Consider the following 26,430-nt stretch of genomic DNA (forward strand, 5'->3'; position numbering starts at 1 on the left):
AGGTTGATGTAAGAGATTTATGCCAGCTTTTTTTCCATAACGGAAAACTCCAGAAAATCGACCCTTTTTTCCCATAACCCCGATTCGGGAAACGGGATCGTCGCACCTGTCCTGACATAGCCTCTGCGTTCATAATACTCGATCAATTCGCTTCGCAGGGTTATCACTTCCATCACTGCCGTATCAACCTTCCACCGTTTCATACTTTCGGTTTCGGCATAGGCGAGGAGCTGTTTACCGATTCCGCTTCCTTGCATGGTCGGCTCGACGGCAAAGAGACCGAAATGAACGGCGTTGTTTTCACGATAGGCATGGATAGAGGCAACGATCGTCTCTTCTTGGAAGGCTATAAAAAAATACGAATCGGGATTGTTTAGAAGTGCCGATACTCCTGCTTCATCGATCCGTTTACCGCTCAGGAGATCGGCTTCGGTCGTCCATCCCGCGCGGGAACTCTCACCGCGATAGGAGCGGTTTAGGAGGGAGGTTAGAGTAGGGATGTCGTTTGGTTTGGCGTGAGCGAATTTCATGGACGAGATTGTATCAAAAGAATGAAAAATAGTTTGAATGTAGTGGAGAAAACCCTCGTAAATACGGTCTGCTGACCAACGGTGAAAACTCCCACGGAATCGCAGCGAGTATGAGTAAAAGGGCGATAGTAAACCAAATGGCGATGGTTTTAAATTTATCTCTGTCAGACTTTTTTCGTTTTGCCAGTGCCGAACCGACGGTGATGAGGAGAACCGCGATCAGCATGGTGGAGCTGTGTTCGATTCCGAAGAAACGAATTTCCCGGATATGGACAGCGTCAGCAAAATGATGGATAAAAAATGTGGTGATAGGGCTGATGAGGTAGAGCCACACGCCGAGGATGAGCTGGATATGGGCTATCGTTGCGGTGTTATGGCGTACACGGTTCTCAAATACCGTAAACGGTTTATGTACAACCACCCTCGATAGGCGCGATAGAGGGCATAGACTAAACTGATAAGTACCAGCCATCGAAACCATGAGTGGAGGGCTAGCAGTATCAGTTCCAACGGTACTCGCTTAGATCAGCAGGAATAGCGTGATCGGCGATGTATTCATCGACTTTGCCGTTGTCAGCATCTCTAGCACACCATGCTTTGATGGTTTTGCGCTCTTCTTTAAACTCATACAGCGGGACACTCATTCCACAGCTGTGCTCGACGCAGTAGATATGGAGTTTGACAAACCGTCGCATACCGCGTAAGTCATCCGAGGGAAAAAGATTTCGACACGCTTCATCGCTTCGGTCGATGGTTTCTCCTTTGCAAAAGAGGCGGAGAATTTGAGGTTTGGGACCGAAGGAACAAAATACGACCGTTACTTCGCCGCCGTTTTCGATGTCACGTGCGGTACGGTTACCGCTTCCGGCGTAGTCGAGAAATATCGCTTCGTTGTCTCCGGTGACACGAAAGCAGTCATATCCGCGGGGACTAAGGTTTACCTCTTTACCGCTGCAACTGGCGATGAAAAATATCTTTTGTTCTGCGATAAAGGCTTTGTCATCTTCGTTTAATGATCTACTTTGGCTTCCCATATTCTTTCTCCAATTAATCGTAGCAAGAGTATATCAAGCTTCGTATAAATGATTAGTCATTCTCCACTTTGAACGTATTTAACATAATATCGCTGGCAAGCATCCGCGCCGCGTGATTGACTGCATCGAAAATATCTTTGTCCTCCCAATCCATCGCACGCAAAGCATTCAAATCATCCTCATTGATCGAATGTGAAAGACGGATAGCTTTGATCGCCAGTAAAAGCATTGCAACTTCGCGTTCCGGCAGATTGGCAGTTTTAGGGTCTTGGCGCATTGCAGCGACCTGATCCAATGTCCATCCCGCCATGTTGACCAGCATTCCGGTATTGAAATCGATACAAAACCGGCACTCTTCAGCGCTGGAAACCATGATACGGATCGCGGCTAACAGCGGCATCGATAACGTAGGATGATTCATGTAATAGCCGATAAACGACAACTGATGGCGCAGTAATTCGGGAGAAATACTAAAAAGCTGTGCGCTGTTGCTGACGCTTCCACGTGCAGCTATGATCGTTGCATAGAGTTCGGCTAACTCACCTGTGGCTTCTTCGGGTGCGATGGTTTGAATAAGAGGCATGATGTATCCTTTTGGATGATGTTGACTGTTTGGTCAAGTGGCATTATACTTTATGTTGACCAATCAGTCAAGTGCAATATGATACAATTACGTTTATATATCTTCCGTATGGATACGGAAAGCTTTAGGTAATAGCAATCACATGAAAGAAAATACGCGACAAAGACTGATCGATGCCACTTTCGACGAGGTTTACTCCATCGGATATCAGGGTGCAGCCTTAAACGATATCCTGGCAAAAGCAGGGGTACATAAAGGTTCTATGTACCATTTTTTCGCCAACAAAAAAGAGATGGCGCTTGCAGCGATATGTGAAAAAATCGACGAACGTTTCGATCTTCGCTATCAGTCGATTGTAAACGGCAAAGGCGGTTATTTGGAAAACTTTTTTGCCGTCATACGTGAGAGCGAAGGACGGGATTTTAAACGGGGCTGTCCGATTGCGAATATTGTTCAAGAGATGTCTAATGTGGATGAAGATTTTAATGCGACGATGAAAGAGATTTATGCTCATTTTCGGATGGGTTTTAAAACTATTTTTGACAAAGCGGTCGAAGCCGGTGAGTTAAAAGCCTGCGATACCGCCAAGTTGGCTCTTTTTACCGCTTCGACTTTAGAAGGTGCACTTCTCTCGGCAAAAGCATCTGGCAATCCTCAAGATTATTTTGATTCGGTGGAGATGTTGATCGAGTATATCCGCGGGTTCGAATCGGAGAAGCGCCTCTCATGACACCCGCCGTCAATGTCGCCAAGAAAGCGAAGATCGATTATCGCTTGCACTCATATACTCATGACCCTTACAGTGCTTCATACGGAGAGGAAGCGTCGGAAAAACTGGGAGTTCCTCCCGAACGGGTGTTTAAAACGCTTGTTGTCATGATCGACGCAAAACAGATGGCCGTGGCTGTGATCCCCGTCTTGTCTATGCTTTCGATGAAACATATCGCAAAAGCCGCAGGGGGTAAAAAGGCAGAGATGGCAAACGGTGCGGATGTTGAGCGATGCAGCGGATATATCCTCGGAGGGGTTAGCCCGCTGGGGCAGAAAAAGAGGCTTAAAACATTTATCGATGCTACAGCTGAACATTTCCCGACGATCTATGTCAGTGCGGGGCGCAGAGGTTTGGAAATCGAGCTTTCTTCTATGGACTTGATGAAACTGACGGATGGGATGTTTGCTATTTTAGGTGATATAGCCAAAGCCAAATAACAATATCAGCTTAAATATCAGAATAAATTTATCTCAATAACGTTATATTTATTTTTCATTATTATTAAATGTTAATCATTGATTATGATTAGCTGAAAATAAAGGAAAAAAATGAAATCGCGTATGAGCCGATTTGTAGTGATGTTTTTATTAATGGTATTCCCTTTATTAGGTCAAGAAACGTATGAAGGTGAATTGCAACAGGCTATTTCAGCGGCTGAAAAAGTCATGATAACAGGGCCTAAGACAATTGAGATTTTCGATCAGGCAACGCTTGAATTGCCGGCTAAATTTGTATTCATACCAAATCCTGAAGCATCTAATATCATGCGAGCCATGGGAAATTCGGTTGGTGAGGGGTTTAATGGTTTGATCATGCCGGAATCGGCTGATACATGGTGGTTTATTACCGTTAACTATACTGATGCCGGGTATATTAAAGATGACGATGCCAAGAACTGGAATACGGATGAGATGCTCCAAAATATGAAAGAAAATGCGGAACATGTTAATGAAGAACGTGCAAAGCGACATATTCCAGAGGTTGATGTAGCGGGATGGGTACAGACCCCTATGTATTATAATGATTCGCATGAAGTGATATGGTCTGTTGCTACAAAAGCAAAAGGGGTTCCTGACAATCAAGCGGAAGGAGTCAATTACAATACTCTCGTTCTAGGTCGGCAAGGGTATATCAGTTTGAATCTCATTACGGCGTTATCGTCGGTAGAAGCGCTTAAACCGACGAGCAAAACTTTAATCGATCAACTCCATTTCAGCGACGGTAAAAAGTACAGCGATGTCAATTTAGCCACGGATAAAATAGCAGAATACGGCTTGGCTGCGTTGATTACAGGAGTAGCAGCTAAAAAACTCGGTTTGATTGCATTGATTGCCGCATTTTTGGTGAAATTCGGCAAAGTGATTGCTATAACATTGTTCGGGGGCGGATATTGGTATAAAAAACATAAAGCCAAACAAAAGGCGAGCGATACCAATTCCAATGAGCTAAACGGATAGCAGATGAAAACCTTATTGGCACTTCTCGCCGCAGGTAAACTTGGTAAAGTATTCATAACGGGCGGCAGTATGCTAATCTCTATCGTTGCGTATTCATTTATATTTGGATGGTGGTATGCGATAGGATTTGTTTTATTGATTTTTATTCATGAAATGGGACATTATATGGCTGCAAGACAACGTGGAGTGAATGTTGGAGTACCGACATTTATCCCCTTTATCGGGGCATGGATAGCTCTGAAAGAACAACCTGTTGATGTAGAAAATGAGGCATATATCGGTTTTGCAGGTCCGTTTGTGGGAACATTTGCCGCTTTAATCGTCTATTATCTATCGCGGGTGTATGACAGTAATTTATTACTGGCATTGGCGTATTCAGGGTTTTTTATTAATTTGTTTAATCTGATCCCGATTTCCCCGCTTGACGGTGGACGGATCAGTGCCGTATTGACTCCTAGAATATGGTTTTTGGGAGTACCTTTATTGATAGGCTTTTTCTTCTTTTTTCCCAGTCCGATGTTGATTGTATTGGCTATTTTGGCTTTTCCGCAATTGAAACTGGCATGGAATTATGATCCTGAGGATGAAAAGAATAAGCGATACTATACGATCAGTGATGAAAATCGTTTGATGTACAGTTTGTATTATATGGCCTTGGTCATCTTTTTGGCGGCTATGACATACAATATTCATCAAATTTTAGGAAAAGGGTACTGATTTGCATTCCGTATCATTATTCGTTACAATTTCATCATCAATATAACAAGGAGAGACCATGAAAAGTCATACTATGTCTATTTCGCATCCCATTACCGACGCTACTGTCGCAAGCCTCTCTCTCCTCCTGCTGAACCTGCTGTAATTTTTCTTTTTTTCCCTTTTTTAAATTTTTAGTTTTGCTTTGAATGCGGCGTTACACGTCCGCACATCGGCATTTTCATCACTATTGTCATATAAGGATACTTCTATGCAGACGCATACAAAATACACGCCGTATCCAACGGTAAAATTGGATAAACGAGAATGGGCGGATAACTCCGTCACCGTTGCCCCGAGATGGGTCAGTACCGACTTACGAGACGGTAATCAGGCATTGGCCAACCCGATGGGGATCGAGCAAAAGATCGCCTATTTCAAAGCGTTGATCGAGTTCGGGTTCAAAGAGATCGAGATCGCCTATCCGAGCGCGTCGCAAACAGAGTTTGATTTTTGTCGTCGTTTGATCGAGGAGGGATTGATCCCTAAGGATGTGACGGTCGGCATCCTCGTCCCCTCGATAGAGCGTCATATCATTCGCAGTTTCGAGGCGTTACGGGGAGCGAAGCGGATCACTATGCACCTTTACAATCCGACCGCGTCGAACCAGCGCGAGGTCGTTTTCAGACGGAGCAAAGAGGAGATTATTGCGTTGGCATTGCAAGGTGTTGAGTGCATCAAACGCGAAGCAGAGACGTTTGAGGGAGAGGTAGTATTCGAGTATTCACCGGAGAGTTTTTCGCAGACCGAGTTGGAGTTCGCCCGTGACATCTCCAATGCCGTGATAACCGCATGGCAGCCGAGCAAAGAGCATCCGATGATCTTGAATCTTCCCAATACGTTAGAAGCGTGTTCGCCCAACATCTATGCCGACCGCATCGAGTGGATGGGCAAACACATTGTGAACCGCGAGAGCGTCATCATCAGCGTCCATCCGCACAATGACCGAGGATGCGCCGTAGCGAGTGCGGAATTGGCGGTATTGGCAGGTGCGCAGAGAGTCGAGGGGACGATGCTCGGCAACGGCGAACGGGCTGGGAACGTCGATATCATCACATTGGCGTTCAACTACTATGCGCAGGGGATCGATCCGTGTTTACGAGTAGACAAAGTCGATGAGATATTGAGCCGTATCACGAGCATAACGGGGATGAGCGTTACCGAGCGTCATCCGTATGTAGGGTCGATGATTTATACGGCATTTTCGGGAACCCATCAAGACGCGATCAAAAAAGGGATAGAACATCGACGAGAGCAGGGGATGCAGCGATGGGAAGTGCCCTATTTGGCAATTGATCCGCGTGATATAGGACGCGAATACACCGACACGATCCGCATCAACTCCCAATCGGGCAAAGGGGGCGTGGCGTATGTGTTAAAAGAGATATACGGGATTGAAGTCTCTAATGAAATACAATCAAAGCTTGCCGAAGAGGTGAAGCGTATCTCTCAAAAAAGAGGCGGCGAGATCAGCAGTGACGAGGTGCTTGGGATTTATGAGGGGATGATGAAACGTAATGAAAACAGCTGAAAGGGTAAATATGGTAAAACTTTAATGTTTTATTTTGATTAGCATTAAGGTTTAGGCAGTGAGTATTTATGCTTTGCAATCGCCGGCAGGCGGGTTTTTGGATGAAGATCTAGATCATTTTAATAAAATTTTTGATGATTGGTGCATACAGTTTGATAATTTTGAAGATGCTGCTCTCATCGCGAGTACATTGGATAAAAAAAGATATGCTGAGGTCGTCGAAATCACCCCTCTGAGCTATCCTAAGTATTTTTTTCATAATTTACAGGGGATCATACACGCGACACGCGAAGTAGAGGGGAATATTATCTGTATTGTGGAACCTTTTATGGGATCGAATTTTCGTATTGCGGTTTGTAATCTGGAGACAAAAGCGGTCAGACTAACCGCAACAAAGTATAAAAATACGATGAGTGTCGAAGGTGCGTTTGCGAATTTTACGATCCGAGATGATAAAGATTTTTAATGAAAGACTATTACATCAGTGAAAAATTTTGCAGCGTATGAGAAGCGTCGGAGGAAAAAAACCAGATTGCTTCAAAGAGGATAAATTGAATCGTTAAAATAATCCAGAAAAGATAACGGTATTTTTTCGATTTGTGACGAAATATTTTCTGGGCGAAAACAGCTCCCGCACTCCCTCCGAAAACGGCAAGACTCAAAAGCGTTTTTTCACTCACCCGCCGACGGTTGGTGCGCGCTAAATATTTGTCGTATCCGAATACAAAGAATGTAATGAGATTAAAAAGTAAAAAAAGAAGAACGAAAGCTTTCATCGTCGGGGATTATAGCATATAAGGATTGTCGATTATAGGAATGTGATTTGCTTCTCAGTCGAGATATTCTAGAGGAGAGACGATGCGAGCCGTTTACAGTTCTTACAACAATAGCGCCAGTACCACAGCTATTACCACCAATGCCTATCAACAAGACAAAGATCAATTGAACGCATTGATGGATAAAATGAAAAAATCGATCGAAAGCGGCGATTTAGAGAGTGCCAAAGCGTTGTTACAAGAAGCTGACAAATTAATTGAGTCGAACAGCAACAACAAAAGAAAGACCAGAATCGCTCAACAGCAAGCCGAGTTTAAAAGCCAGTTGGATACGCTCTCCGATACCCTCAACAAACAAGACAAAAAGTCGGCGTTAGAGACCATCGCCAATATCAAAGACGAGCTCAAAAACAATAAAAATCTTGTCTTAAAATCGCACCAAACTTCGGATATCATTGCCGAGATTCGATCGCAATATTTGCTCTCAATTTATGCGTAGGGCATACAGTTCATACGAAATTTGTAAAAGAAAATCATGTTTAAAACTAGTAATGACAATTTAGAAGAGGTTATAGGTATCACCTGACCCCTGATATTCAGTATTCAGGAGAGTGGGAACGAGGGAAGGGTTAGGCGACACCGTTTGTGTTGGACGACAAGCCATGCACACTCATGTTTGCCCTACCAACATGGGGCGCGGATCGTAGTAGCCACGAACCGATACGATTTGTCCGTCTACGACGTGAATATGCTCCGCAAACGGAATTGTTCCGAAGGTTGTATCGATGTTGAGGAGGGCGACGCAGTGTTCGCCATCGACGACGAGACGAATGATTTCGATATGCTTGACGATTCTCGCGAACCGCTCCGTGGCTTCAATGAAGGCCACCGCACCCTGATACGTATTCATGGGAAAGACACCAATCACCTCCGGATGAATTGGGAGATTCTTTGGATCATTTCGACGAACAGCATCGATGTATTTCTCGACCACGCTAGTTACTTGAATTCTCATATGATTCCTTTTTGTTTATTTGATAGCTGTATATAACGTTTAAAATGAGCAATCAAAAAGCCGCCCGTGGGTTTTTGATTGGTCTCCTTTGGTTTGTTAGCTTTTTTATTCAAGCCCATACTTTAACTCAGATGCCATTGCTCCTAAATATTTTGACACCAAATCACTGTCTTTATTCCACCATGGGGACTTTTTATCAGCCATCATCTTGATAGCCTTGCGAGTTTTTGGACCAAAATATATGTTTGATAAATTTATTACAGCATTAAATTCAGCATTATACTCTGCCAAAATCTTACTTGTCTCTATTTGTTCGTTGGAGCTTTCAGGCTGATTAAGATAAATCTTCCAAATACCTGAAATGCCAGGGGCTTTTCCATATATTGTTGCTGTTCTGTCAATTATTTTAATACGTTGCTGGATTATCTCTTGTTTGTAAGCTAGTTGAGAAGCTTCTTTTTTACTGTTGGAATCTAATGATGCCCCTAAATAGACACCAGAAAGTCCACCGACTAACCCAATTACAGAAATAAGTATTGGTATAATAAGTTCTTTTAATCTATTATCTTTGTTCATTAAACTCCTTTAGCTAACGCTTGAGTTAAGCCGCGCCGCGAAGCGGCGTCGGCTTGAACGAATTGTTAGACATTATTTGCCGACTACCTTGGTGATCTCGCCTTTCACGTAGTGAACAAATTCTTCCAACTGATCTGCGCGCGAGGCCAAGCGATCTTCTTCTTGTCCAAGATAAGCCTGTCTAGCTTCAAGTATGACGGGCTGATACTGGGCCGGCAGGCGCTCCATTGCCCAGTCGGCAGCGACATCCTTCGGCGCGATTTTGCCGGTTACTGCGCTGTACCAAATGCGGGACAACGTAAGCACTACATTTCGCTCATCGCCAGCCCAGTCGGGCGGCGAGTTCCATAGCGTTAAGGTTTCATTTAGCGCCTCAAATAGATCCTGTTCAGGAACCGGATCAAAGAGTTCCTCCGCCGCTGGACCTACCAAGGCAACGCTATGTTCTCTTGCTTTTGTCAGCAAGATAGCCAGATCAATGTCGATCGTGGCTGGCTCGAAGATACCTGCAAGAATGTCATTGCGCTGCCATTCTCCAAATTGCAGTTCGCGCTTAGCTGGATAACGCCACGGAATGATGTCGTCGTGCACAACAATGGTGACTTCTACAGCGCGGAGAATCTCGCTCTCTCCAGGGGAAGCCGAAGTTTCCAAAAGGTCGTTGATCAAAGCTCGCCGCGTTGTTTCATCAAGCCTTACGGTCACCGTAACCAGCAAATCAATATCACTGTGTGGCTTCAGGCCGCCATCCACTGCGGAGCCGTACAAATGTACGGCCAGCAACGTCGGTTCGAGATGGCGCTCGATGACGCCAACTACCTCTGATAGTTGAGTCGATACTTCGGCGATCACCACTTCCCTCATGATGTTTAACTATTTATTCATACCCAAAATATACTATTTTGCCAGAAATTCATAAGATAATCAGACATTCAAAATGTCCACCTATTAAAAAAAATCAAGCTAAATCTTACAAATTGACACATTTTTACATATTATATGCTGTTTTTCTTAAAATTATTTCTGTGAATATGTCATGTTGATTTTGATATGCAGACATTATGTCCTGCTATCAGATGAAAAATGTAATAAAGAGACATTATGTCTGTATGATTGGAAGGAGTTGACAATGCAAAAAAAGAAACTACTTGATTTGGTTCGTGAACAAATTCGCTTAAAACACTATAGTATGAAAACTGAGCAAACCTACATTGGGTGGATAAAACGATATATCTTTTTTCATCAAAAAAAACATCCTATTGATATGGGAAAAACGGAGATAGAAGCGTTTTTGACTTATCTTGCCGTTGAACGAAAAGTAAGTGCTACTACACAGAATCAGGCATTTAATGCTTTGTTGTTTCTATACACGCAGGTGCTCGGTATTTCATTGAAGGATCAAAACATTCAGGCACTTCGTGCGCAACAGCGTGTGCATATTCCCGTGGTATTGACACGAGAGGAGACGGTTAAAATTATTTCAAATCTTAGCGGTGTGTATCAACTGATGGCGTATCTTATGTATGGTTGCGGTTTGCGTATGAAAGAGGTGCAGAGTCTTAGAATAAAAGATATTGACTTTGGATTTAATAAAATCTATATTTGGGACAGCAAAAGCCTCAAAGATCGTACCGTACCACTACCGCAAAAAATCAAACAGCGGTTGCAGATGCAGGTGTTGCAGGTAGAAGAACTACATCAAAAAGATATTGCTGATGGTTTCGGTTCGGTTTATCTGCCTTATGCGCTGGAACGTAAATTCCCCAATGCGCATAAAGAGACCAAATGGCAGTTTCTTTTTCCCATGAAAACCATCTCAACGGACCCACGCACTGGCATTCAACGCAGGCATCATATTTTAGATAAAACATTTGGAAGAAATATTAGTCAGGCAGCAGCGAATGCACAGATCCACAAACGGGTGACATCGCATATTTTCCGTCACTCGTATGCTACGCATCTTTTACAAAACGGCGTTGACATTCGCTCCATTCAAGAATTGCTAGGTCATAAAAGCGTTGAAACCACGATGATTTATACTCATGTTATCAAAGAACTAAATCAATCCAGCGTTAAGAGTCCGCTTGATTTTTAAAAAATGCAATTTGTTATATGTTGCAAACCCAAATTCCGTGCCACACCTCCGCAAACGCTCTAACCGCAGGTTCGATCTCCTCCATCTCGAACCCCCCGAATCCCATCCGTATGGCATCCCATTCAATCAGGGAACAATCATTAGTATAGTAGAGCTTGAGCCCCGTTTTTTCTGCTTGTTGGCGTAAGAGGTTAAAATCTATTGGAACTGTCGGGCGGATATTGATGCAAAGACCTCCCCCCTCGCTGATAATCTCTATTTGATTTCCCAAATATTTGATGAGAGCGTATTTCATAAGATCATGCTTTTTACGGTTTAGATTTCGTATCTTTCTCAGATGCCGTTCCCAATGACCCTCTTTAAAAAATAGTTCCAACGTTTTTTGGGTTGTGAGGCTGACGCGGGAAAAATAGCCATGAAAAGCTTTATAGTTTTCTAGTAATCGGTGTGGAAGGACAATATAGCCAACCCGTAGAGCAGGAGAGAGCGCTTTTGAAAATGTCCCGATATAAATCACTCGATCATCGGTATCGAGTCCTTGGAGTGAGGGGATTGGGCGGGAGCGGTAGGTGAGTTCACTGTCGTAGTCATCTTCGATGATGAATCCGTTATTCTCTTTTGCCCATGCGAGGAGTTTCAGACGGTTCGCGACAGGCATAGCGACACCTGATGGGTATTGGTGCGATGGGGTGATATAGACTGCATTTGCTTGAGAACGGATCAGTTCCTCGATGCACAACCCGTTTTCATCCACTGCTATGAGTGAAATGTCATAACCGAATCGTTCAAATACAGTACGGGGGACGGCATATCCCGGATTTTCGATAGCGAAATGCGGATGAGTATCACGGAGGAGATCGGCAAGAATGTTCATGGAGTCGATGAATGCTCCACTGATCACTATTTGAGAAGAATCACAAACTACACCGCGTGAGAGTGTGAGATAACGTGCAATCTCGACTCTGAGACCGTACTCTCCTTGCCCATCAGAGTATCCTCCCAGATCAAGAGTTTCATCAATTGCTTTGGTAAATAGCCGTTTCCATAGCTTTAGTGGAAAAGAAGATTTTGCTTGTCGTGCAGGGAAAAAATCGTAGAGGTACGGTGTGGTTGGATTATTATTTTTAGCTCTTGGTTCAGACATAACAAACGGCTGATAGTTCGCTTCAGTGATATAGTAACCACTTTTGGGACGGCTTTCGATGTACCCTTCGGCATAGAGTTGATTGTACGCCGATTCGACGGTGTTTTTGCTGATGCGGTACTCTTGGGCGATTTTGCGGATCGAGGGGAGTTTGCTCCCGACGGCAAGAGTGGTCATGATGTCGTGTTTGAGTGCTTCGTAGAGCTGGATGTGCAGAGGAGTTTCGGATGCGGTGTCGAGGAGATACATAAACTGACCTCATAGATTTTAAATATTTTGTCACTTGTTAAGAGTGCAGATTGGCGGTATAGTATCATAATTTTTTTAAGGGAGTATCTTATGTTATCTGAAAAACTAAAACTCGTATTTCAAAATGAAGGTGTTGTGACAATTATTGCGCAAGGGAAGGATTTTCCTCATGCCGTAAATACATGGAATTCTTATGTGGAGCTCAAGGACGATTATTTAATAATTCCAGTCGCTGGAATGAATACAATGGAGGCTATTCTTAACAATAATAATAAGGTATTAGTGACCGTAGGGAGTCCAGATGTAGAAGGGTTGCATGGTATTGGTGCCGGTTTTAATATAAACGGTGTAGCGAATATCCAATCTGATGGTGACGAATACGCTGATGTAAAAAATAAATTTGTATGGGCAAGAGCAATGATGAAAATCGATATAAACGATTATTATCAGACAACATAAAAGGTTATTTATGAGACGTTCAGAATTTGAGGTCACCGATGAAAAAGAGATCGAGTCGTTTTTGGGTGAATGCGAGTACGGCGTCCTCTCGCTTATCAGCGGCAATGTCCCCTATGGCGTTGCGGTCAATTACGCCTATAAGGACGGCAAATTTTACTTTCACGGAGCACTTGAGGGGCGAAAGGCCGAAGCGATAGGAGAGGGTACACAGTGCTCTTTTACGGTTGTCAAATCTTATGCGTATATCCCCTCGTATTTTAGTGATACTCGCTCGGCATGTCCCGCAACACAGTATTTCGCCTCGGTGATTGCAGGCGGAACAGTGAGCCGTATCGACGATCCCGTGCAAAAAGCTTTCGGACTCACGGCACTAATGGAAAAAATGCAGCCCGAAGGGAGATATGAACCGATCGATGTGGAAAATCCGATCTATACGAAGATGATGGAAAAAACGGGAGTGTACGCGATAGTGCCCGATTTCATCACCCTCAAAGTCAAAGCAGGGCAAAATTTATCCCAAGAACGTCATGATGCAATGATGGAGCGGATTAAAGGGCGAAACAGTGCTATCGATCACGAAACCCTATCGCTGATGAAACATACTCAAACCAAGGAATCTCGATGACAGCCGAAAACTTTAACCTCTCCGACTACCTCTCCCGCATCGGCTATGAGGGGGAAGTGCGTACCGATGTCACGACATTGACAAAGCTGATGCAGTGCCAGCTCCGCACTATCGTGTTCGAAAATACCGAGGTGCAATCAGGTCGAATCCCCTCATTAGTACCCGAAGATATCGTGAAAAAAGTGATCGTGAACCGTCGCGGCGGGTACTGCTACGAGATCAACGGCGTGTTTGCGATGGCACTCACAGCCATCGGTTTCGAGTGGTATTTCGCGGGCGCGCGCTCGATGCTCTATCCGACCCGTCGTCCCAAAACGCACATGGTTCTGATCGTTCGTGTCGAGGGAAGAGACTACCTCTGTGATACGGGATTTGGCGGATACGCGCTGCGAGCACCGATGGAGATCAAAGAGGGGGAAACCGTGCAGGACGGTGATCGTTTCCGACTCGAAATACTGGATGGGGAGTACGTGCTCGGTGCGATGGTGCAGGGGGAGTGGCAGCGTCTGTACGGCTTTGCATTACAGCCGCAGGAATGGATCGAGTTTAGCCTCGCGAACTATTTCAACGCTACCAGCCCCGATACGATTTTCACACAGAAAAAAATTGCGATCATGCAAACCCCACAAGGGCGTAAAATCCTCGTAGATGATGAGCTGAAACTTATCGAGGATGGGAAACTCGAAAAACTCGAAGTGGAGTATGAAAGTGCACTAAAAGAGTATTTCGGATTGGAAACTGTATGAACCATATTATTGTAAAACGCGCTACCCATGAACATTCCGCGCAAACGGCTGTACTGGTGGGAGAATTGCTTCAGGAAATCATGGATAGAATCGGGATCGATGTGTTTCATTTCGATCTCCAAGAGACCAAAGAACGTTTGGCTGATTTTATATCGACGGAGAAGAACTTTGTATTTGTCGCCATCGATAATGAGACGAATACTATTATCGGTTTTGTGACAGTATATGAGGGATATGCGCTGTACGCCGAAGGCGCGTTAGGGACGATGGCAGAACTCTATGTCAAACCGCAATTTCGTTCGCAGGAGATCGGTAAAAATTTGATTCTATCCGTCAAAGAATTCGGTGAGGGGAGAGGCTGGAAACGTCTCGAAGTAACGACGCCCCCATTGCCACAGTTCGATGCTACTTTGGCATTTTATGAGCGCGAAGGGTTTGAGATCTCCGGCGGTCGTAAACTAAAGGCGGTAATCTAAATGGAAAGTTTTCTAGAATCTAGCGACATTATCGATTTCGATCACCCCGCAGTAGCGGCAAAAGCTCGTGAACTTGCCGAAGGGTGCGCAAACTACACAGAGATTGTACGGCGGTGTTTCGAATTCGTCCGCGACGTCATACGTCACACGGGCGATGCGGGGGAGGGGATCACGACGCTGCGAGCCAGCGAGGTGCTTGAATATCAAACGGGCTGGTGCTATGCAAAGAGTATTTTGCTTGCCGCTTTGTTACGGGCCAACGGTATTCCAACGGCATTGTGTTATCAACGGCTGAGCTGCGGTGAGTATAGAGAGGGGATATACTGCCTCCACGGGTTAAATGCCGTCTATCTCAAAGAGTATGGCTGGTATCGAGTCGATGCTCGGGGCAATAAAGCGGGGGTGGACGCACAGTTTAACCCGCCGCATGAGAGATTGGCATTTACATTGGGCGAAAATGAATACGATTTGCCTGAACGGTATTCAGAGCCTCTTCCCGTCGTCGTCGAAGCGTTGAAAACACGTAAAAACTATGACGAGATGATCGGGCATTTCCCGGATATAGGGTAAATATGACGATTCAAAACAGCACGCTTGCCGATATCGAAGAGATTTTCAGACTCTACACAATCGCTACCAATTTCCAAAAGTCTAAATTCTTCGTCCATTGGCCGGAGTTTAAACGCGACCTTATCGAGACTGAAGTACGGGAAAACCGACAATGGAAGATCATAATAGACGACCAAATAGCCTGCATCTGGGCGACGACGTTCAGCGATCCGCAGATATGGGGCGAACGCAACGATGATCCTGCCGTCTATATCCACCGTATCGCAACCAATTCCGATTTTAGAGGGAACCATTTCGTAAAACGTATCGTCGAATGGGCGGAGCAATATGCACGTGAACATGGCAAAAAGTGCATTAGGATGGATACGATCGGTGAAAACAGAGGATTGATAGAGCATTATCAAAAGTGCGGTTTTGAATATCTGGGGTATTATAAACTGGACTCTATCGACGGATTGCCTGAACACTATGCATTGGCGGATGCATGTTTGTTCGAGAAAAAAATAGAAGGGGAAACATACGATGAACCTCGAAAAGCTTAAAGAGGCAGAAGCTAATTTTTTCGCCTTTTATCCCAAAGGCTTTGAAGATGAAGCTCTGTTGCCGATCATTAAACGTCACAATACGGAAAAAATCGGAAAGAGTGTACAAGAGCTCTTTGCCACCGAGCGTTTTCAAAATCCTGACGAGATCGGTGAAAATTTTTCCAAAATCGTCTCCAAATCGACTCTGATTTCCCTCTTCGAAAAGCCGAAAGTTCGAGATATGATTAAACAAATGAGTATGGAGCAAAAGGATATGCTCTCCATAGCGCTTTATGAATTGCTGTACGGCAAAAAAGATCAGGGATTTGAAATCATGGCGGATATTCTTGCCCGTTACGGTTTGGCGAAGTGGTCGATAGTGACATTAATCCCCTATTACTATGATAGAGAAAATAATTTTTTCATCAAGCCCAATACGACCAAAGATATCATCAAGTTTTTCGATCTTCAGGATATCATTTATAAACCCCGTCCGACGTATGAATTTTACGCGAAGTACACAAAGCTGCTCGAAGAGATGAAAGCGCAGGTCTCCCCTCTGATCGGAAAGGATAATGCCGGATTTACCGGATTCTTGATGATGGCGATGAAATAAGGGGAACCGTAATCGCAGTCAGAATCTTATTCATCGTAACTGTCGTTTTTAGAAGCGATACGCATTGCTAATGCACGCAAGGTAGGGAAAACTACCGTTAAGGTCGGAAAAGCGATGATGAATGCCGCACCCCACGCTTGCAACCAGATATGCATAAATCCGCTGACAAATCCGAGATTCATCGCAGAAATGGCGAACGACATAATAAAGGTCATTACCGTAGCAACTAAAAACGTTTGCACGAAAAAGAGGTATTTTGTTGAAATCATTGCGCTGCCCCTAGAAGGAATTTTTTAAAAGTATAATATGCTACAACTTAATGTTATTTGAATAACTATTATTTGAATAATATTAAGAAAATTGTCCTATAATAACGTATTCAGTAAGAAGGAATCATCGATGGAAAAAACTATTCAGCCGGCTTGCGGCAATTTCGGACTTTTGATTGCTAATATCAAAAACAAAATGCGGAAGCGGATGAATGATAAATTAAAGCCGTATGATATAACTCCCGAACAAAGGGCAATATTGCTGATTCTTGGAGATAAAGGCAGCATGACGCAAATGCAGCTTTGCGAGTTAACATCTATGGAACCTTCGAATCTCTCAATGACGCTGAAACGTCTCGAAAATAAAAAATATATTGAAAAGACAGATCATCCGGAAGATCCGCGGGCTTATTTGGTTCGAGTGACTGAAAAAGCTGAAGATATCATTGTCGAATTAGCAGCGCTCAGTATTACGGCACGGGAAAATCTCTTCGAAGGGATCGACGAGCGCGATTTGTACATTATGTGTGAAGCGCTAAAAAAAATAGATAAGAATCTTAAGGGGTTATTATGATACTGGATTTACAGACAATAATTTTGTTAATAACGCTTGGCGCATTTGTCGGAGTTGCCGCAGGGCTGCTCGGGATAGGAGGAGGGGGAATTATCGTTCCCGCTCTGACGGCGATTTTTTTAATGCAGGGGATGGCGCAGAGCGAAGTGGTGCATATGGCTCTGGGTACATCGATGGCGACGATCGTGGTGACCTCGTTCTCGAGTCTAAGAGCGCACCATAAGCGTCAAGGGGTTTTATGGGATGTCGTTAAAATGATGGCTCCGGGAATAGTGATCGGAACGTTTCTTGCCACTTTTTTGGCTTCCGTACTCAGCTCTTTGTATTTGGCGGTGTTCTTTTCGATCTTTATGGCATACGTCTCTTTGCAGATGTTTATCGACAAAAAGCCTAAACCGAGCCGAACTCTGTTGAATCCGGCAGGGCAGTTTGCTTCGGGTTCGGTTATCGGAGCGGTTTCGGCGATGGTTTCTATCGGCGGAGGCTCACTGACCGTCCCGTATCTGGTATGGCAAAACGTCGAGCTCAAAAAAGCGATCGGAACCAGTGCCGCCGTCGGATTTCCGATCGCGATCAGCGGTACGCTCGGCTACGTGATCAACGGTTGGCATAACACGAATCTCGATCATTTGACGGTGGGATTTGTATCATTGCCCGCATTTTTCGTGATCGCATTATTTAGCTATTTTACGGCTCCGATAGGGGTTAAACTGGCGCATGTCCTTCCGGTAGGAACGATTAAAAAAATCTTTGCTTTTTTATTGATCGCTTTGAGCGTAAAAATGCTCTCTTCCTTTATCTGAGACTTCTGTCCTTTTTTCGGGATAGATCATCAGTGAACGGTGGAACGTATAGGTGAATTTTGAGCCCTGCATATGGGCGGATCGGATATCCAGCGTAATATCGCTTTTGTCGATGATCGATTTGACGATGCTCATGCCGATGCCGAATCCCGTTTTGTGCTCGTGTTCGCGATAGTAGGGATTGGTGATTTTTTCGGGATGTTTGATTCCCTGACCGTAGTCCTGAATAGCGAGGGTTATCTCACCGTCGCTGTTTTTATCGATAGTGACGTCGATGGTGCTATTTTTATGGGAAAACTTGATCGCGTTTGAGAGGGTGTTGTCTACGATCCTCTGCAACTTCGTCGGATTAAAGAGGATTTGTGTCGATTCGGTCGTTGCGGAGAGATTCAGCGTGATATTGTTGAGCTGGCAGATAAGTTCGAAATACTCTACCCGTTCCGTGACGAACGGCTCAAAATCGATGATTTCGTCTTTATAATCGATGCGGTTTTGTTTGATGAGGTAATCCATATCGTTGTAGATCGTCGCCAGAGATTTGGTCGCCGATTTGATACGGCTGAGGTATTTATTGGACTCGTACATGGTGTTAAAAAGGTCGACGTTGACGTTGATAATGCTTAGAGGCGTATTCATCTCGTGCATCGATTCTTTGATAAATTCATCGAGTTTTTCGTTGACACGTTTGAATGGGACGGAAAAACTGTTGAGAAAAAAGACGGAAAGCAAAAGGATCAGGACGATGATTCCAAATGCGATGACGCTCGCTTCGAGAAAAATCTCGGTGTACGAAATAGTGGTTCTCGTGATAATGTAATCGGCGAAAAAGTATTTTTGAGACGGAAGTGCCGTAATCAAAAATCGGGTGAATCCGTCACTGTGATATCCCGGCATATACGAGGGGAGGGGTTCTCTGATCTGCGAATAGATGACCGAAAACGTATTGGTATACAGACCCGATTCGTACATCGCGAATTTCGGAAATTCGAAGGTTCCCTCGGGATTGTTCCCGAAAGCGTCCATCGCGGTGATGATATGCGATTGAATCGATTTGAGTTCGACTTCGGTACGGACCTCTTGCATATTGATCTTATGGGTGACATAAAAATACAGCGGTGCCAGCAGAATCAAAGAGACGATGCACGTATAGATTAGGCTGTAACGGCGGACGAAGTTCTGTTCATCGACAATCAAGACGGTATCCTAAGCCATAGATGTTTTTGATGACGTCTTTGGGGAGCTTTCTTCTGAGATTGTTGATCTGTACGCGGGCATTTGCCGCATCCACGTTGTTGTCCCAGATTTTTTCATATAACGTCTCCAGAGTGAGAACCCGATTGCGGTTCATCAGAAAAAGATTCAGAATCTCACTCTCCGTCTTGCTGAGCGAAACCGGAACATTATTGCAGCTTAGCTCATATGTCGTGACGTTGTAGCGGTAGTTGTCCGGTAGCATGAGGATGTCGTCTTGTGTTTTGAAACAGTTGGATTTGAGGGCATGGCGGACTCTGAGCATGAGTTCGGTCAGATCGAACGGCTTTTTGATGTAGTCGCAGCATCCGTGCGCGTATCCCTGGATCAGAGCGTCGGCACTGGACATGGAGGTGACGAAGATGGTCGGGATATTTTTGTTCTCGTCCGCCAACGCCTTGCGCAACGAAAACCCGTTGAACGTTCCGGGAATATTGACATCCAGCAGCAGCAGATCGTAATCGACCGAAAAAACGGCGTCATAGGCATCTTCGCTGTTTTCGAAACTGTCGACGGTATAGTTCTGCGCACTCAAAAATTCTTCTATACTGTCTTTTAAAATAACATCGTCTTCGAGTAAAAGCAATCTCATTTTATGTGTCCTCTGGATTTTTGATTGGAGTTTGTATCGAGCAGCAAAGAGATAAGCTCGTCTTTGCTGTAGTTGTCGAGATCGGTTCGCAGTTTCTCCTCCAGTGCGGTTTTGTCTTCGGAATGGACGCACTTTTTGAGTGAAAGAAGCTCCTCGGCCGTATAGTTGTTCCATAGGTTGGTGGAGGGGGTACGGTTGATAAGGGAAAAGTATAAATCTTTTCGCGAATAGGTTAAAAATGTATCCAGCTCTTCTTCGAAAGCACTGAAGAGCTTCATCTTCTTTTTCGAAAGGACGAGGATGAACGAACCGATATTCTGCCCGTCGGCATTGAGAATCGCACGGGAAAAATAGACATAGTCGTCGCCTTCAAGTACGCCGTGCGTCAACAGCCGGTTTAATCCGGCATGTTGGAGGTAGGCGATATGGTGGATGTTCGCGTCGTCGTTGGCGACGATCGTATTGCCGATACGGGGGTTGTTTTTCAGTAAAACGGCCTGATTGCGGTATTTTGCATCCATTAGGACCAAAAGATCGATATCGTAATTGGCGAAGTAGTTTTTCAGCGTATCGAAGTTTTGGATCACTTCGATAAAACCGATAAGATGCTTCTCTTTCACTATGGGAATCGATGCGATGAGAACCAGACGCCGTGCGGCTTCGAAAGAGAGATGGGGCTTTTGGGTCAGGACGATATCCTCCAGATCCGGGCGGTAGGCCTTGATACTCAGTCCGGTACTGGTACTTTCCCAATTACGTGCAAAGATAATGAAATCTTTGGTGACGATTTGGGCATGGACTTTGGAACCGCTGAATACTTCGAGGGTCGAGGTGTAGCGTTTGAGAATTTCGGTCGCTTTGTCCGTATCGTTGCGTTCAATCGCCGTTTGGAGGGTCTCGTTTTGTGCCAGTGCAAAGGAAAAGGCAAAACTTTCGGCTTTTTCCTGCTCGATTTGTTTGTCGAGCAGATTCATGAGGACGATATCGATCCTATTGACGAACTCCTGTTTTTTTTGCATGTAAAAATAGACGATCATCGCCAGCAAAATCAACAACAGCAGCGTTAGATATTTTTGATAGAGTCTCATGATAACCTTTGTCCATAATTATAAATTTTTAAAATAAAATAACGGACTGTTTTTGCTTCTTTTTTATTTTACCTTGATATAGGCATAGCCGCTGCGTTGCAGATCGATGATTTTAACGATTCCGGCAGGAGTGGTGATGGCATAATCTTCGATCTGCTGATCGGTGACACGGTTTTTATCCATAGTGTTTTTGCAGGCATAGAGTTTGATCTTGTCTCCGCCATCCACCTGAAGTGCTTTCAGCCGAGAGCGTGTTCCCGCCCCTGTCGGCCCTCCCTGCGTGATATAGGGTTTTTCTTCGAATCCGGTATTGTTAAAATCTTTCATGACGTATTGCAGACACGGTCCGAGTGCGACGATGTCGATCTCATACTGAATGAAGTTTTTGTTGTAATACTCGACGGCGTTATTGATCGTATTGAGCATCAGATGGACGCGTTCCGCTTCGGGAAAGTCGCATTGATAGACTACTTTGACGGTATCGTCGTCATCTTTATCGTTTGCTAAAAGGTGAAGCGGACTGATCGCCAACGCGATGAACAGTAGATTTATTAGTTTCATGGTTTTCTCCTGATTAAAAAGCATAGGTAATTTGGACTTCGGCACGATTGCCCATGTGGTCGAGTATGCTCTGGGCAGAGGCATTTCCCGGTGCTTTCGCATCGCGGATCAGATAGTTGAAATCGATCCGTGTAGGGCCTTTGAAGCGGTACGATGCCCCCAGCGTCGTGGTAGTAAAATCGCGTTCCCCCTTGGCATCGTTGGTCAATCGGTTCATGAAGTCGTAACGGCCGAAAACTTCGAATTTTTGCGGGATCAGTTCATACTGGAGATTGACATAGCCTCCGTCGGCTTTATTTTCGTTTCCGGTGGCGAACTGAAACTCCCAGTCTTGAGAAAATTCGTTTGCATCGACATCTTTAGGACCCACGTAAATCATCCCTTTTGCCTTCATGTATTCGGCTTCGAAGCGCAGCCCGTGGTTATAGTAGGTCATACCCACCCCGTAACGCTGACGATCCGCTTCGACGGGTGCCGTGTTATTGGAGATAAATTTCCGTTTTCCTTCCTGACCCCAGATGTAGAATTTCATCGCATTGGTATAGTATCCTTTGCCTCCGCCGAAATTTTTCTCCAGAGCCAGGTATCCGTAATGGGTCCCTTGACTGTCGGTATTGCTGTTGGAAATCCCGGTTCCGTTCCCGTACATATAAGCATAGCTAAACGTCCATGCATCTTGGACAGGGATAGTATCGAAAATTTCCGCTCCGGTGTCTCTGAACGCTCCGATAGGAGTGTCGACGGAGGTCGTGGTGTAGTGGACAGTGGACGCCCCTCCGGCTGCCGAACCGGTTTGCGGTGCCGTAGCGTTGATGATCCGGCGCTCTTGCATCTCCTGATCGGTCATCGTCGTAAAATCAATATACGGAGAGAAATAAACCCCCTGCATCCCCTCTTCACTGCCGGGATATTTGAACCGACCGACACGCAGTTTGGCATACGGTACGTATTTGAGGGTGACCGATGCGTCGGTCAGATAGGTTCCTGTATCATGGTTGGCGAGATTGTTGATGCCGTTATTTCCAAAATCGGTCATGATGAAATAGTTGACCATATTATCATCATCCGCCATTCCCCGTACCGCCAAACGGGCCCGAAACAGATTAAATCCGGATTGGTCTTCGAGATTCGGCGCCAAAAGAGAAAACGGCGTCGTTGTTTTTCCGCCGGAGGATGCGACGCTTCCGGAATCACTTTTATAGTTGACCTGTGCAAATCCCCAGATTTTCGGCATTTTATTGCGATTAGGGACAATGACGCCCTGCGGAGCTACGGTTTCGGGTTCCGAACCTTGCAACATCAGCCAGTCTGCGGCACTGAGTTCGATGGAAGAGCCGAGCAAAATCAAACTTAGCAGTGTAGATCTTGAGACAGTTTTCATACGTTTTCCTTATATCAGATGGGAAAATTGTAAGGAAACAACGAAAAGAAAATGAAAAGAGATTCTATGCGAGATAAAGAGGGTATTTTTTATGTGACTTTCGTCACAGATATGTATAGACTAATTTTTTTACAATCGTCTCTAAAAAGGAGATGCAATGAAACTCGAAACGGCCGTAAAAATACTGCGGATAGGTTTGGGAATCAATTTTTTGTGGTTCGGAATACTGAAGTTTTTTCCCGGAATGAGTCCGGCAGAGACGTTGGCAAAAATGACGATCGATGCACTGACGTTTAATCTGGTTCCACCCGGTCTTGAACTGCTTGCTGTCTGGGAAGTGGCTATCGGGGTAGGATTTATCACCGGAAAATATTTGCCTTATATTATTCGTATCTTTATGGTGCACATGGTATTGACATTTACGCCTCTGGTCTTGTTTCCTGAATTATGTTTTACCAACGCCCCGTTTGCGTTGACACTGGTCGGACAGTACATTATCAAAAATCTTGTTTTCATTACGGCGGGTGCAATCATCTGCATCACACGGAACAAAAAATATGAAAACAACGATGGGCAGGAAAAATGCACCGTCATACAGATTAGAGAAAATGAGGTGCCGCGATGAACTCCCTCAAATTTCTTTTGGTGACGTTGTGGCTGACGTCGGCAGTCCATGCGGACGAAGCGCTAAGACAAAAAGCGTTGCAACACGGCTTAAAACCGCTTGTGGAACAAGGTGATCGCACGAAGATGGGAGAAGCAAGGATCGTTTTGGGAAAAAAACTTTTTTTTGAAAAAAATCTTTCCCTGAACCGCGATATCAGCTGTGCGAGTTGTCACGACACGGTGCACGGCGGAGCGGACGGCCGATCGACCGCAATAGGGGACAGGGGGCAGAAAAATCCGAGCCATCTCAATACCCCTACGGTACTCAATACCGTCTTTTCAAAACACTATTTTTGGGACGGGCGCAGTTCGACACTGCAAGATCAGGCAAAAGGGCCTTTGCAGGCACCGTTTGAGATGGCGTCGAGCCCTGCTCTGATCGAAAAGAGGCTGAAATCGGATCGAAAGTACGAAAAACTGTTTTTTCAGGCATTCGGTGATCACAACATTACGTTCGAACGTACAGCCGAAGCGATCAGCGCATACGAGTACACACTGACAACCCGAGGTCGGTACGATCGGTTTTTAGAGGGCGATCTTCTGGCGTTGAGCGAAGATGAGCAAGCAGGATTGAATCTCTTTATCGACAAGGGATGTATCGGATGCCATAACGGAATCGGTCTGGGGGGGCAGGAGATGCGGAAATTTCCGCTTTTACACCATCCGATTTGGAGTATGACCGATCACAAAACGATCAACAAAGTTCGGACGGCGTATTTGGCTTTTTTAGCCGAGGAGGGACGAAAACAAAACTTTTCAAACGATATCGAACGGTATGCTTATCTGATGAAATCGTTGGGTGAAAAAGAGGTTGAACTTCTGAGTGAAGGGTATTTCGAAGCTTATAAAGCTCCCGATAGCTATCGGATTATGAGTTCGAAAGGGTGTTATATCTGCCATACCGAGCCCAATTTCGGGGTCGATAAACAGATACTCAAAGAAAAAGCATTCGCGTTTAAAAACACGGGCGGATTTTTGGGGAAAGAGAAACCGGGGCGATATTTCAGAGCCCCTTTGCTGCGTAACGTCGTACGAACTGCACCGTATTTTCACAACGGTAGCGTCAAGACGCTTGAAGAGGCGGTACAAATTATGGTCACCTATCAAAGCCGCTCTAAAGTAACCGAAAAACAGCTTACTCAGCTAATCGCCTTTTTAAAAGCGGTCGATGCGCCGGATAAGGAGTCGCGATAGAGTTATGTGATTTCGGTCACATACGCGGACGGCTCTGAAACGTTACACTGCGAATGTCGGGCGTCAAAGCGTCCACGATATATTCATACAAGGAGTTTATGATGAGTCAGACGATGCATTTTTACATGGATACCCATGATAAAAGCAACGGTACGTTTCCAGAGGGGATCACGCCTGAAGGGTTAGCGGAGTTTTACAAGCAGTATGAGAAAGCGTGTGAGGAAGAGGGGGTGATTTCGCTCAAAATTCACGTCGGGTTTAATGAAGGGCGGGCGTTTTGTCTCAATATGGCACCGAGTATCAGCGCGGTTTTTAACGTCCATCAAAAAGTAGGATTGCCGTTCGATACGATTACCGAAGTGAGCACCATTTCACCCGCAGATTTACTGCGAAAATAATACAAGGCGGAGTTTCCGCTTTGTTTGCAATCAGTAGCTCATATTATCGAACGGTTTCCCCGCCACGCATTGTTCCAGTTCGGCACGTGCCTTGAGTCCGGAATGCCAGGTGATATCGGCGATCGATTGATCCTGATAAATCACTTCGAAACTCCAATCAATCGACCATCCCCGCCATCAGCGCTTCGATATTCGGTACGGCGAAGACGATCATAGGGCGAGAGGATTTTCCTGAGGTCATGACAATTTATGATTGTTTGACTTTGATTAGATATTTTTATCTACAAAAAACTCCAGCTTGATCATTTCTAACTCATTCTTTTATGACATATTTTGGATGGAAAAAACGTTATTTAAAGGATTTACATGCAAAGAAAGTTTAAGACAGCTATATTGTTGGCGAGTTTGGCAGTCGCTTCTTCACTATCGGCATTCGATGATAAAAAAGAGGGTTTTATGATTTCTCTTGGACTCGGAGTAGCGGAAACGCAATCAGATTTTAAAAAAGCATATGATTGGGATACTGGTAAAGAGTCTGAAGTCGGTTTAGCCAGCTCCATTAAACTGGGATATGGTTTCACTGATCAATTTTCTCTCTATCTAATGCGAAACTCTTCTTTTGTATTTGGTTATGACAACGATCCAAAAAACAATGACTATGGAAATTGTCTGACGGGAGTAGGTATGAACTACTATCTCACCCCTGAATCCGACATTTATCTGATGGCAGCAGCGGGAGTAGGATGGTTTTCAGAAGTATCAAGTAATTCAAAAGTTGATGATGGAAAAGCGTTTTTGTTGGGAGTAGGATATGAAATCTATCCCCATATTCATGCAGAGGCTACATATTTGGCAACACGTATAGATGATGACGTAAAAGTAAACACAGACTCTTTTCAATTAATACTCAATTATTATTGGTACTAAAAGGAGTAAGAAAACTGAAGTAGCGAGTCGAGTCTTATATTCGCTTAGCGTATGATCCGGCTCATGCTTACTGTTTAGGCCACATCAATGCGTACCATATAACAAACAGGAGCAGAACAACTTCTATAGCAGCACCAAATATCATGTGAAGCCACGCTTCTCCTACCAAATTAAATAAAATATATAGAATAT

35 protein-coding genes and 1 pseudogene are annotated in these 26,430 nt (G+C 44.6%); 21 read left to right on the forward strand and 15 right to left on the reverse strand.

From position 1 onward, the window contains the following. Positions 1–17: 17 nt before the first annotated feature. From Q0389_RS11015 to Q0389_RS11030, 4 genes are read right to left on the reverse strand one after another with little or no spacing between them, the layout of a single operon-like run. A complete protein-coding gene (locus Q0389_RS11015; protein WP_298694140.1) occupies positions 18–530 on the reverse strand; it encodes a GNAT family N-acetyltransferase in 513 nt (170 codons plus the stop codon). Between the two features lie 13 nt (positions 531–543). Beyond that, entirely contained in the window at positions 544–1,002 is a 459-nt protein-coding gene (locus Q0389_RS11020) for a hypothetical protein (protein ID WP_298694141.1), read from the reverse strand. Positions 1,003–1,030: 28 nt separating this feature from the next. Then, positions 1,031–1,564 carry a pyridoxamine 5'-phosphate oxidase family protein gene (locus tag Q0389_RS11025; protein WP_298694142.1) on the reverse strand — a complete coding sequence of 178 codons (534 nt, stop codon included), beginning with the start codon at positions 1,562–1,564 and terminating at the stop codon, positions 1,031–1,033. A gap of 52 nt (positions 1,565–1,616) precedes the next feature. Continuing rightward, entirely contained in the window at positions 1,617–2,147 is a 531-nt protein-coding gene (locus tag Q0389_RS11030) for a hypothetical protein (protein WP_298694143.1), read from the reverse strand. A gap of 142 nt (positions 2,148–2,289) precedes the next feature. On the opposite strand from Q0389_RS11030, the gene Q0389_RS11035 reads away from it, so the two are divergent. The 6 genes from Q0389_RS11035 (at position 2,290) to Q0389_RS11060 (ending at position 7,129) form a co-directional block, all read left to right on the forward strand. Next, complete coding sequence (locus Q0389_RS11035) at positions 2,290–2,877, forward strand: TetR/AcrR family transcriptional regulator (RefSeq protein WP_298694144.1); 588 nt, start codon at positions 2,290–2,292, stop codon at positions 2,875–2,877. Continuing rightward, on the forward strand, positions 2,874–3,356 hold the full coding sequence (gene ybaK / locus Q0389_RS11040) for a Cys-tRNA(Pro) deacylase (protein WP_298694146.1): 483 nt from the start codon (positions 2,874–2,876) through the stop codon (positions 3,354–3,356). The genes Q0389_RS11035 and ybaK overlap by 4 nt, the downstream gene beginning before the upstream one ends. A 111-nt stretch (positions 3,357–3,467) precedes the next feature. Then, positions 3,468–4,376, forward strand: coding sequence for a DUF2167 domain-containing protein (locus Q0389_RS11045; RefSeq protein ID WP_298694147.1), 909 nt, complete (start codon positions 3,468–3,470; stop codon positions 4,374–4,376). 3 nt (positions 4,377–4,379) lie between these two features. Next, a complete protein-coding gene (locus tag Q0389_RS11050; protein WP_298694148.1) occupies positions 4,380–5,093 on the forward strand; it encodes a site-2 protease family protein in 714 nt (237 codons plus the stop codon). Positions 5,094–5,343: 250 nt separating this feature from the next. Beyond that, positions 5,344–6,663 (forward strand): 2-isopropylmalate synthase, encoded by a 1,320-nt coding sequence (locus tag Q0389_RS11055; RefSeq protein ID WP_298694150.1) that lies wholly within the window; start codon positions 5,344–5,346, stop codon positions 6,661–6,663. Between the two features lie 58 nt (positions 6,664–6,721). After that, a complete protein-coding gene (locus Q0389_RS11060) occupies positions 6,722–7,129 on the forward strand; it encodes a hypothetical protein (protein WP_298694151.1) in 408 nt (135 codons plus the stop codon). A 10-nt stretch (positions 7,130–7,139) separates the two neighbouring features. On the opposite strand, the gene Q0389_RS11065 is transcribed toward Q0389_RS11060, so the two are convergent. Continuing rightward, positions 7,140–7,439 (reverse strand): DUF1294 domain-containing protein, encoded by a 300-nt coding sequence (locus Q0389_RS11065; RefSeq protein WP_298694153.1) that lies wholly within the window; start codon positions 7,437–7,439, stop codon positions 7,140–7,142. A gap of 82 nt (positions 7,440–7,521) precedes the next feature. On the opposite strand from Q0389_RS11065, the gene Q0389_RS11070 reads away from it, so the two are divergent. After that, entirely contained in the window at positions 7,522–7,938 is a 417-nt protein-coding gene (locus Q0389_RS11070) for a DUF4175 family protein (RefSeq protein WP_298694154.1), read from the forward strand. Between the two features lie 171 nt (positions 7,939–8,109). On the opposite strand, the gene Q0389_RS11075 is transcribed toward Q0389_RS11070, so the two are convergent. The 3 genes and pseudogenes from Q0389_RS11075 to aadA1 form a co-directional block, all read right to left on the reverse strand. Then, positions 8,110–8,454, reverse strand: coding sequence for a nuclear transport factor 2 family protein (locus Q0389_RS11075; protein ID WP_366887906.1), 345 nt, complete (start codon positions 8,452–8,454; stop codon positions 8,110–8,112). A gap of 105 nt (positions 8,455–8,559) precedes the next feature. Beyond that, positions 8,560–9,030, reverse strand: a complete 471-nt coding sequence (locus tag Q0389_RS11080) for a hypothetical protein (protein WP_298694156.1) — start codon at positions 9,028–9,030, stop codon at positions 8,560–8,562. Positions 9,031–9,055: 25 nt separating this feature from the next. After that, positions 9,056–9,894, reverse strand: a pseudogene (aadA1, locus tag Q0389_RS11085) (ANT(3'')-Ia family aminoglycoside nucleotidyltransferase AadA1). A 265-nt stretch (positions 9,895–10,159) separates the two neighbouring features. On the opposite strand from aadA1, the gene Q0389_RS11090 reads away from it, so the two are divergent. Beyond that, a complete protein-coding gene (locus Q0389_RS11090; protein WP_298694157.1) occupies positions 10,160–11,125 on the forward strand; it encodes an integron integrase in 966 nt (321 codons plus the stop codon). Between the two features lie 13 nt (positions 11,126–11,138). On the opposite strand, the gene Q0389_RS11095 is transcribed toward Q0389_RS11090, so the two are convergent. Next, positions 11,139–12,518, reverse strand: a complete 1,380-nt coding sequence (locus tag Q0389_RS11095; protein ID WP_298694159.1) for a PLP-dependent aminotransferase family protein — start codon at positions 12,516–12,518, stop codon at positions 11,139–11,141. Positions 12,519–12,608: 90 nt separating this feature from the next. On the opposite strand from Q0389_RS11095, the gene Q0389_RS11100 reads away from it, so the two are divergent. Genes Q0389_RS11100 through Q0389_RS11130 form a run of 7 tightly spaced genes read left to right on the forward strand, consistent with a single transcriptional unit; the run spans position 12,609 to position 16,534 of the window. Further along, a complete protein-coding gene (locus Q0389_RS11100; RefSeq protein WP_298694160.1) occupies positions 12,609–12,977 on the forward strand; it encodes an FMN-binding protein in 369 nt (122 codons plus the stop codon). 10 nt (positions 12,978–12,987) lie between these two features. Then, the gene (locus Q0389_RS11105) at positions 12,988–13,602 is read left to right on the forward strand and encodes a pyridoxamine 5'-phosphate oxidase family protein (RefSeq protein ID WP_298694161.1); all 615 of its coding nucleotides are present in this window, start codon (positions 12,988–12,990) and stop codon (positions 13,600–13,602) included. Next, the gene (locus Q0389_RS11110) at positions 13,599–14,348 is read left to right on the forward strand and encodes an arylamine N-acetyltransferase (protein ID WP_298694162.1); all 750 of its coding nucleotides are present in this window, start codon (positions 13,599–13,601) and stop codon (positions 14,346–14,348) included. The genes Q0389_RS11105 and Q0389_RS11110 overlap by 4 nt, the downstream gene beginning before the upstream one ends. Beyond that, on the forward strand, positions 14,345–14,824 hold the full coding sequence (locus Q0389_RS11115) for a GNAT family N-acetyltransferase (RefSeq protein WP_298694163.1): 480 nt from the start codon (positions 14,345–14,347) through the stop codon (positions 14,822–14,824). The genes Q0389_RS11110 and Q0389_RS11115 overlap by 4 nt, the downstream gene beginning before the upstream one ends. Continuing rightward, positions 14,825–15,394 (forward strand): transglutaminase family protein, encoded by a 570-nt coding sequence (locus Q0389_RS11120; RefSeq protein ID WP_298694164.1) that lies wholly within the window; start codon positions 14,825–14,827, stop codon positions 15,392–15,394. 2 nt (positions 15,395–15,396) lie between these two features. Further along, positions 15,397–15,936: an N-acetyltransferase gene (locus tag Q0389_RS11125; RefSeq protein ID WP_298694166.1), complete on the forward strand. Its 540-nt coding sequence runs from the start codon at positions 15,397–15,399 to the stop codon at positions 15,934–15,936. Continuing rightward, on the forward strand, positions 15,917–16,534 hold the full coding sequence (locus Q0389_RS11130; RefSeq protein WP_298694168.1) for a hypothetical protein: 618 nt from the start codon (positions 15,917–15,919) through the stop codon (positions 16,532–16,534). The genes Q0389_RS11125 and Q0389_RS11130 overlap by 20 nt, the downstream gene beginning before the upstream one ends. 26 nt (positions 16,535–16,560) lie before the next feature. Here Q0389_RS11130 and Q0389_RS11135 read toward each other — a convergent pair whose 3' ends face one another. Further along, positions 16,561–16,803, reverse strand: a complete 243-nt coding sequence (locus tag Q0389_RS11135) for a DUF2798 domain-containing protein (RefSeq protein ID WP_298694170.1) — start codon at positions 16,801–16,803, stop codon at positions 16,561–16,563. A 130-nt stretch (positions 16,804–16,933) separates the two neighbouring features. Here Q0389_RS11135 and Q0389_RS11140 point away from each other — a divergent pair, with 130 nt between their 5' ends. Together Q0389_RS11140 and Q0389_RS11145 are read left to right on the forward strand one after the other, a co-directional pair. Beyond that, the gene (locus tag Q0389_RS11140; protein WP_298694172.1) at positions 16,934–17,377 is read left to right on the forward strand and encodes a MarR family transcriptional regulator; all 444 of its coding nucleotides are present in this window, start codon (positions 16,934–16,936) and stop codon (positions 17,375–17,377) included. Beyond that, a complete protein-coding gene (locus tag Q0389_RS11145) occupies positions 17,374–18,180 on the forward strand; it encodes a sulfite exporter TauE/SafE family protein (RefSeq protein ID WP_298694173.1) in 807 nt (268 codons plus the stop codon). The genes Q0389_RS11140 and Q0389_RS11145 overlap by 4 nt, the downstream gene beginning before the upstream one ends. On the opposite strand, the gene Q0389_RS11150 is transcribed toward Q0389_RS11145, so the two are convergent. From Q0389_RS11150 to Q0389_RS11170, 5 genes are all read right to left on the reverse strand, one after another. Next, positions 18,136–19,374, reverse strand: a complete 1,239-nt coding sequence (locus Q0389_RS11150; protein WP_298694174.1) for a HAMP domain-containing sensor histidine kinase — start codon at positions 19,372–19,374, stop codon at positions 18,136–18,138. The two genes, Q0389_RS11145 and Q0389_RS11150, sit on opposite strands and share 45 nt — an antisense overlap. Beyond that, positions 19,361–20,023, reverse strand: a complete 663-nt coding sequence (locus Q0389_RS11155; protein WP_298694175.1) for a response regulator transcription factor — start codon at positions 20,021–20,023, stop codon at positions 19,361–19,363. Before Q0389_RS11155 ends, Q0389_RS11150 begins: the two co-directional genes overlap by 14 nt. Continuing rightward, positions 20,020–21,111 (reverse strand): cache domain-containing protein, encoded by a 1,092-nt coding sequence (locus Q0389_RS11160; RefSeq protein WP_298694176.1) that lies wholly within the window; start codon positions 21,109–21,111, stop codon positions 20,020–20,022. Before Q0389_RS11160 ends, Q0389_RS11155 begins: the two co-directional genes overlap by 4 nt. A 63-nt stretch (positions 21,112–21,174) precedes the next feature. Then, positions 21,175–21,672, reverse strand: a complete 498-nt coding sequence (locus tag Q0389_RS11165) for a DsrE family protein (RefSeq protein WP_298694177.1) — start codon at positions 21,670–21,672, stop codon at positions 21,175–21,177. 13 nt (positions 21,673–21,685) lie between these two features. Further along, positions 21,686–23,053 (reverse strand): hypothetical protein, encoded by a 1,368-nt coding sequence (locus Q0389_RS11170; protein WP_298694179.1) that lies wholly within the window; start codon positions 23,051–23,053, stop codon positions 21,686–21,688. A gap of 157 nt (positions 23,054–23,210) precedes the next feature. Between Q0389_RS11170 and Q0389_RS11175 the strand changes: the two genes are divergently transcribed. From Q0389_RS11175 to Q0389_RS11190, 4 genes are all read left to right on the forward strand, one after another. Then, entirely contained in the window at positions 23,211–23,678 is a 468-nt protein-coding gene (locus tag Q0389_RS11175) for a doxx family protein (RefSeq protein WP_298694180.1), read from the forward strand. Continuing rightward, positions 23,675–24,913, forward strand: a complete 1,239-nt coding sequence (locus Q0389_RS11180) for a cytochrome c peroxidase (RefSeq protein WP_298694183.1) — start codon at positions 23,675–23,677, stop codon at positions 24,911–24,913. Before Q0389_RS11175 ends, Q0389_RS11180 begins: the two co-directional genes overlap by 4 nt. 101 nt (positions 24,914–25,014) lie before the next feature. Continuing rightward, complete coding sequence (locus Q0389_RS11185) at positions 25,015–25,311, forward strand: DUF4242 domain-containing protein (protein WP_298694185.1); 297 nt, start codon at positions 25,015–25,017, stop codon at positions 25,309–25,311. 366 nt (positions 25,312–25,677) lie between these two features. Beyond that, on the forward strand, positions 25,678–26,238 hold the full coding sequence (locus Q0389_RS11190) for an outer membrane beta-barrel protein (protein WP_298694188.1): 561 nt from the start codon (positions 25,678–25,680) through the stop codon (positions 26,236–26,238). The last annotated feature ends 192 nt before the right edge of the window (positions 26,239–26,430 follow it).

This window comes from uncultured Sulfuricurvum sp., from assembly GCF_937936435.1.
Lineage (GTDB): Bacteria > Campylobacterota > Campylobacteria > Campylobacterales > Sulfurimonadaceae > Sulfuricurvum.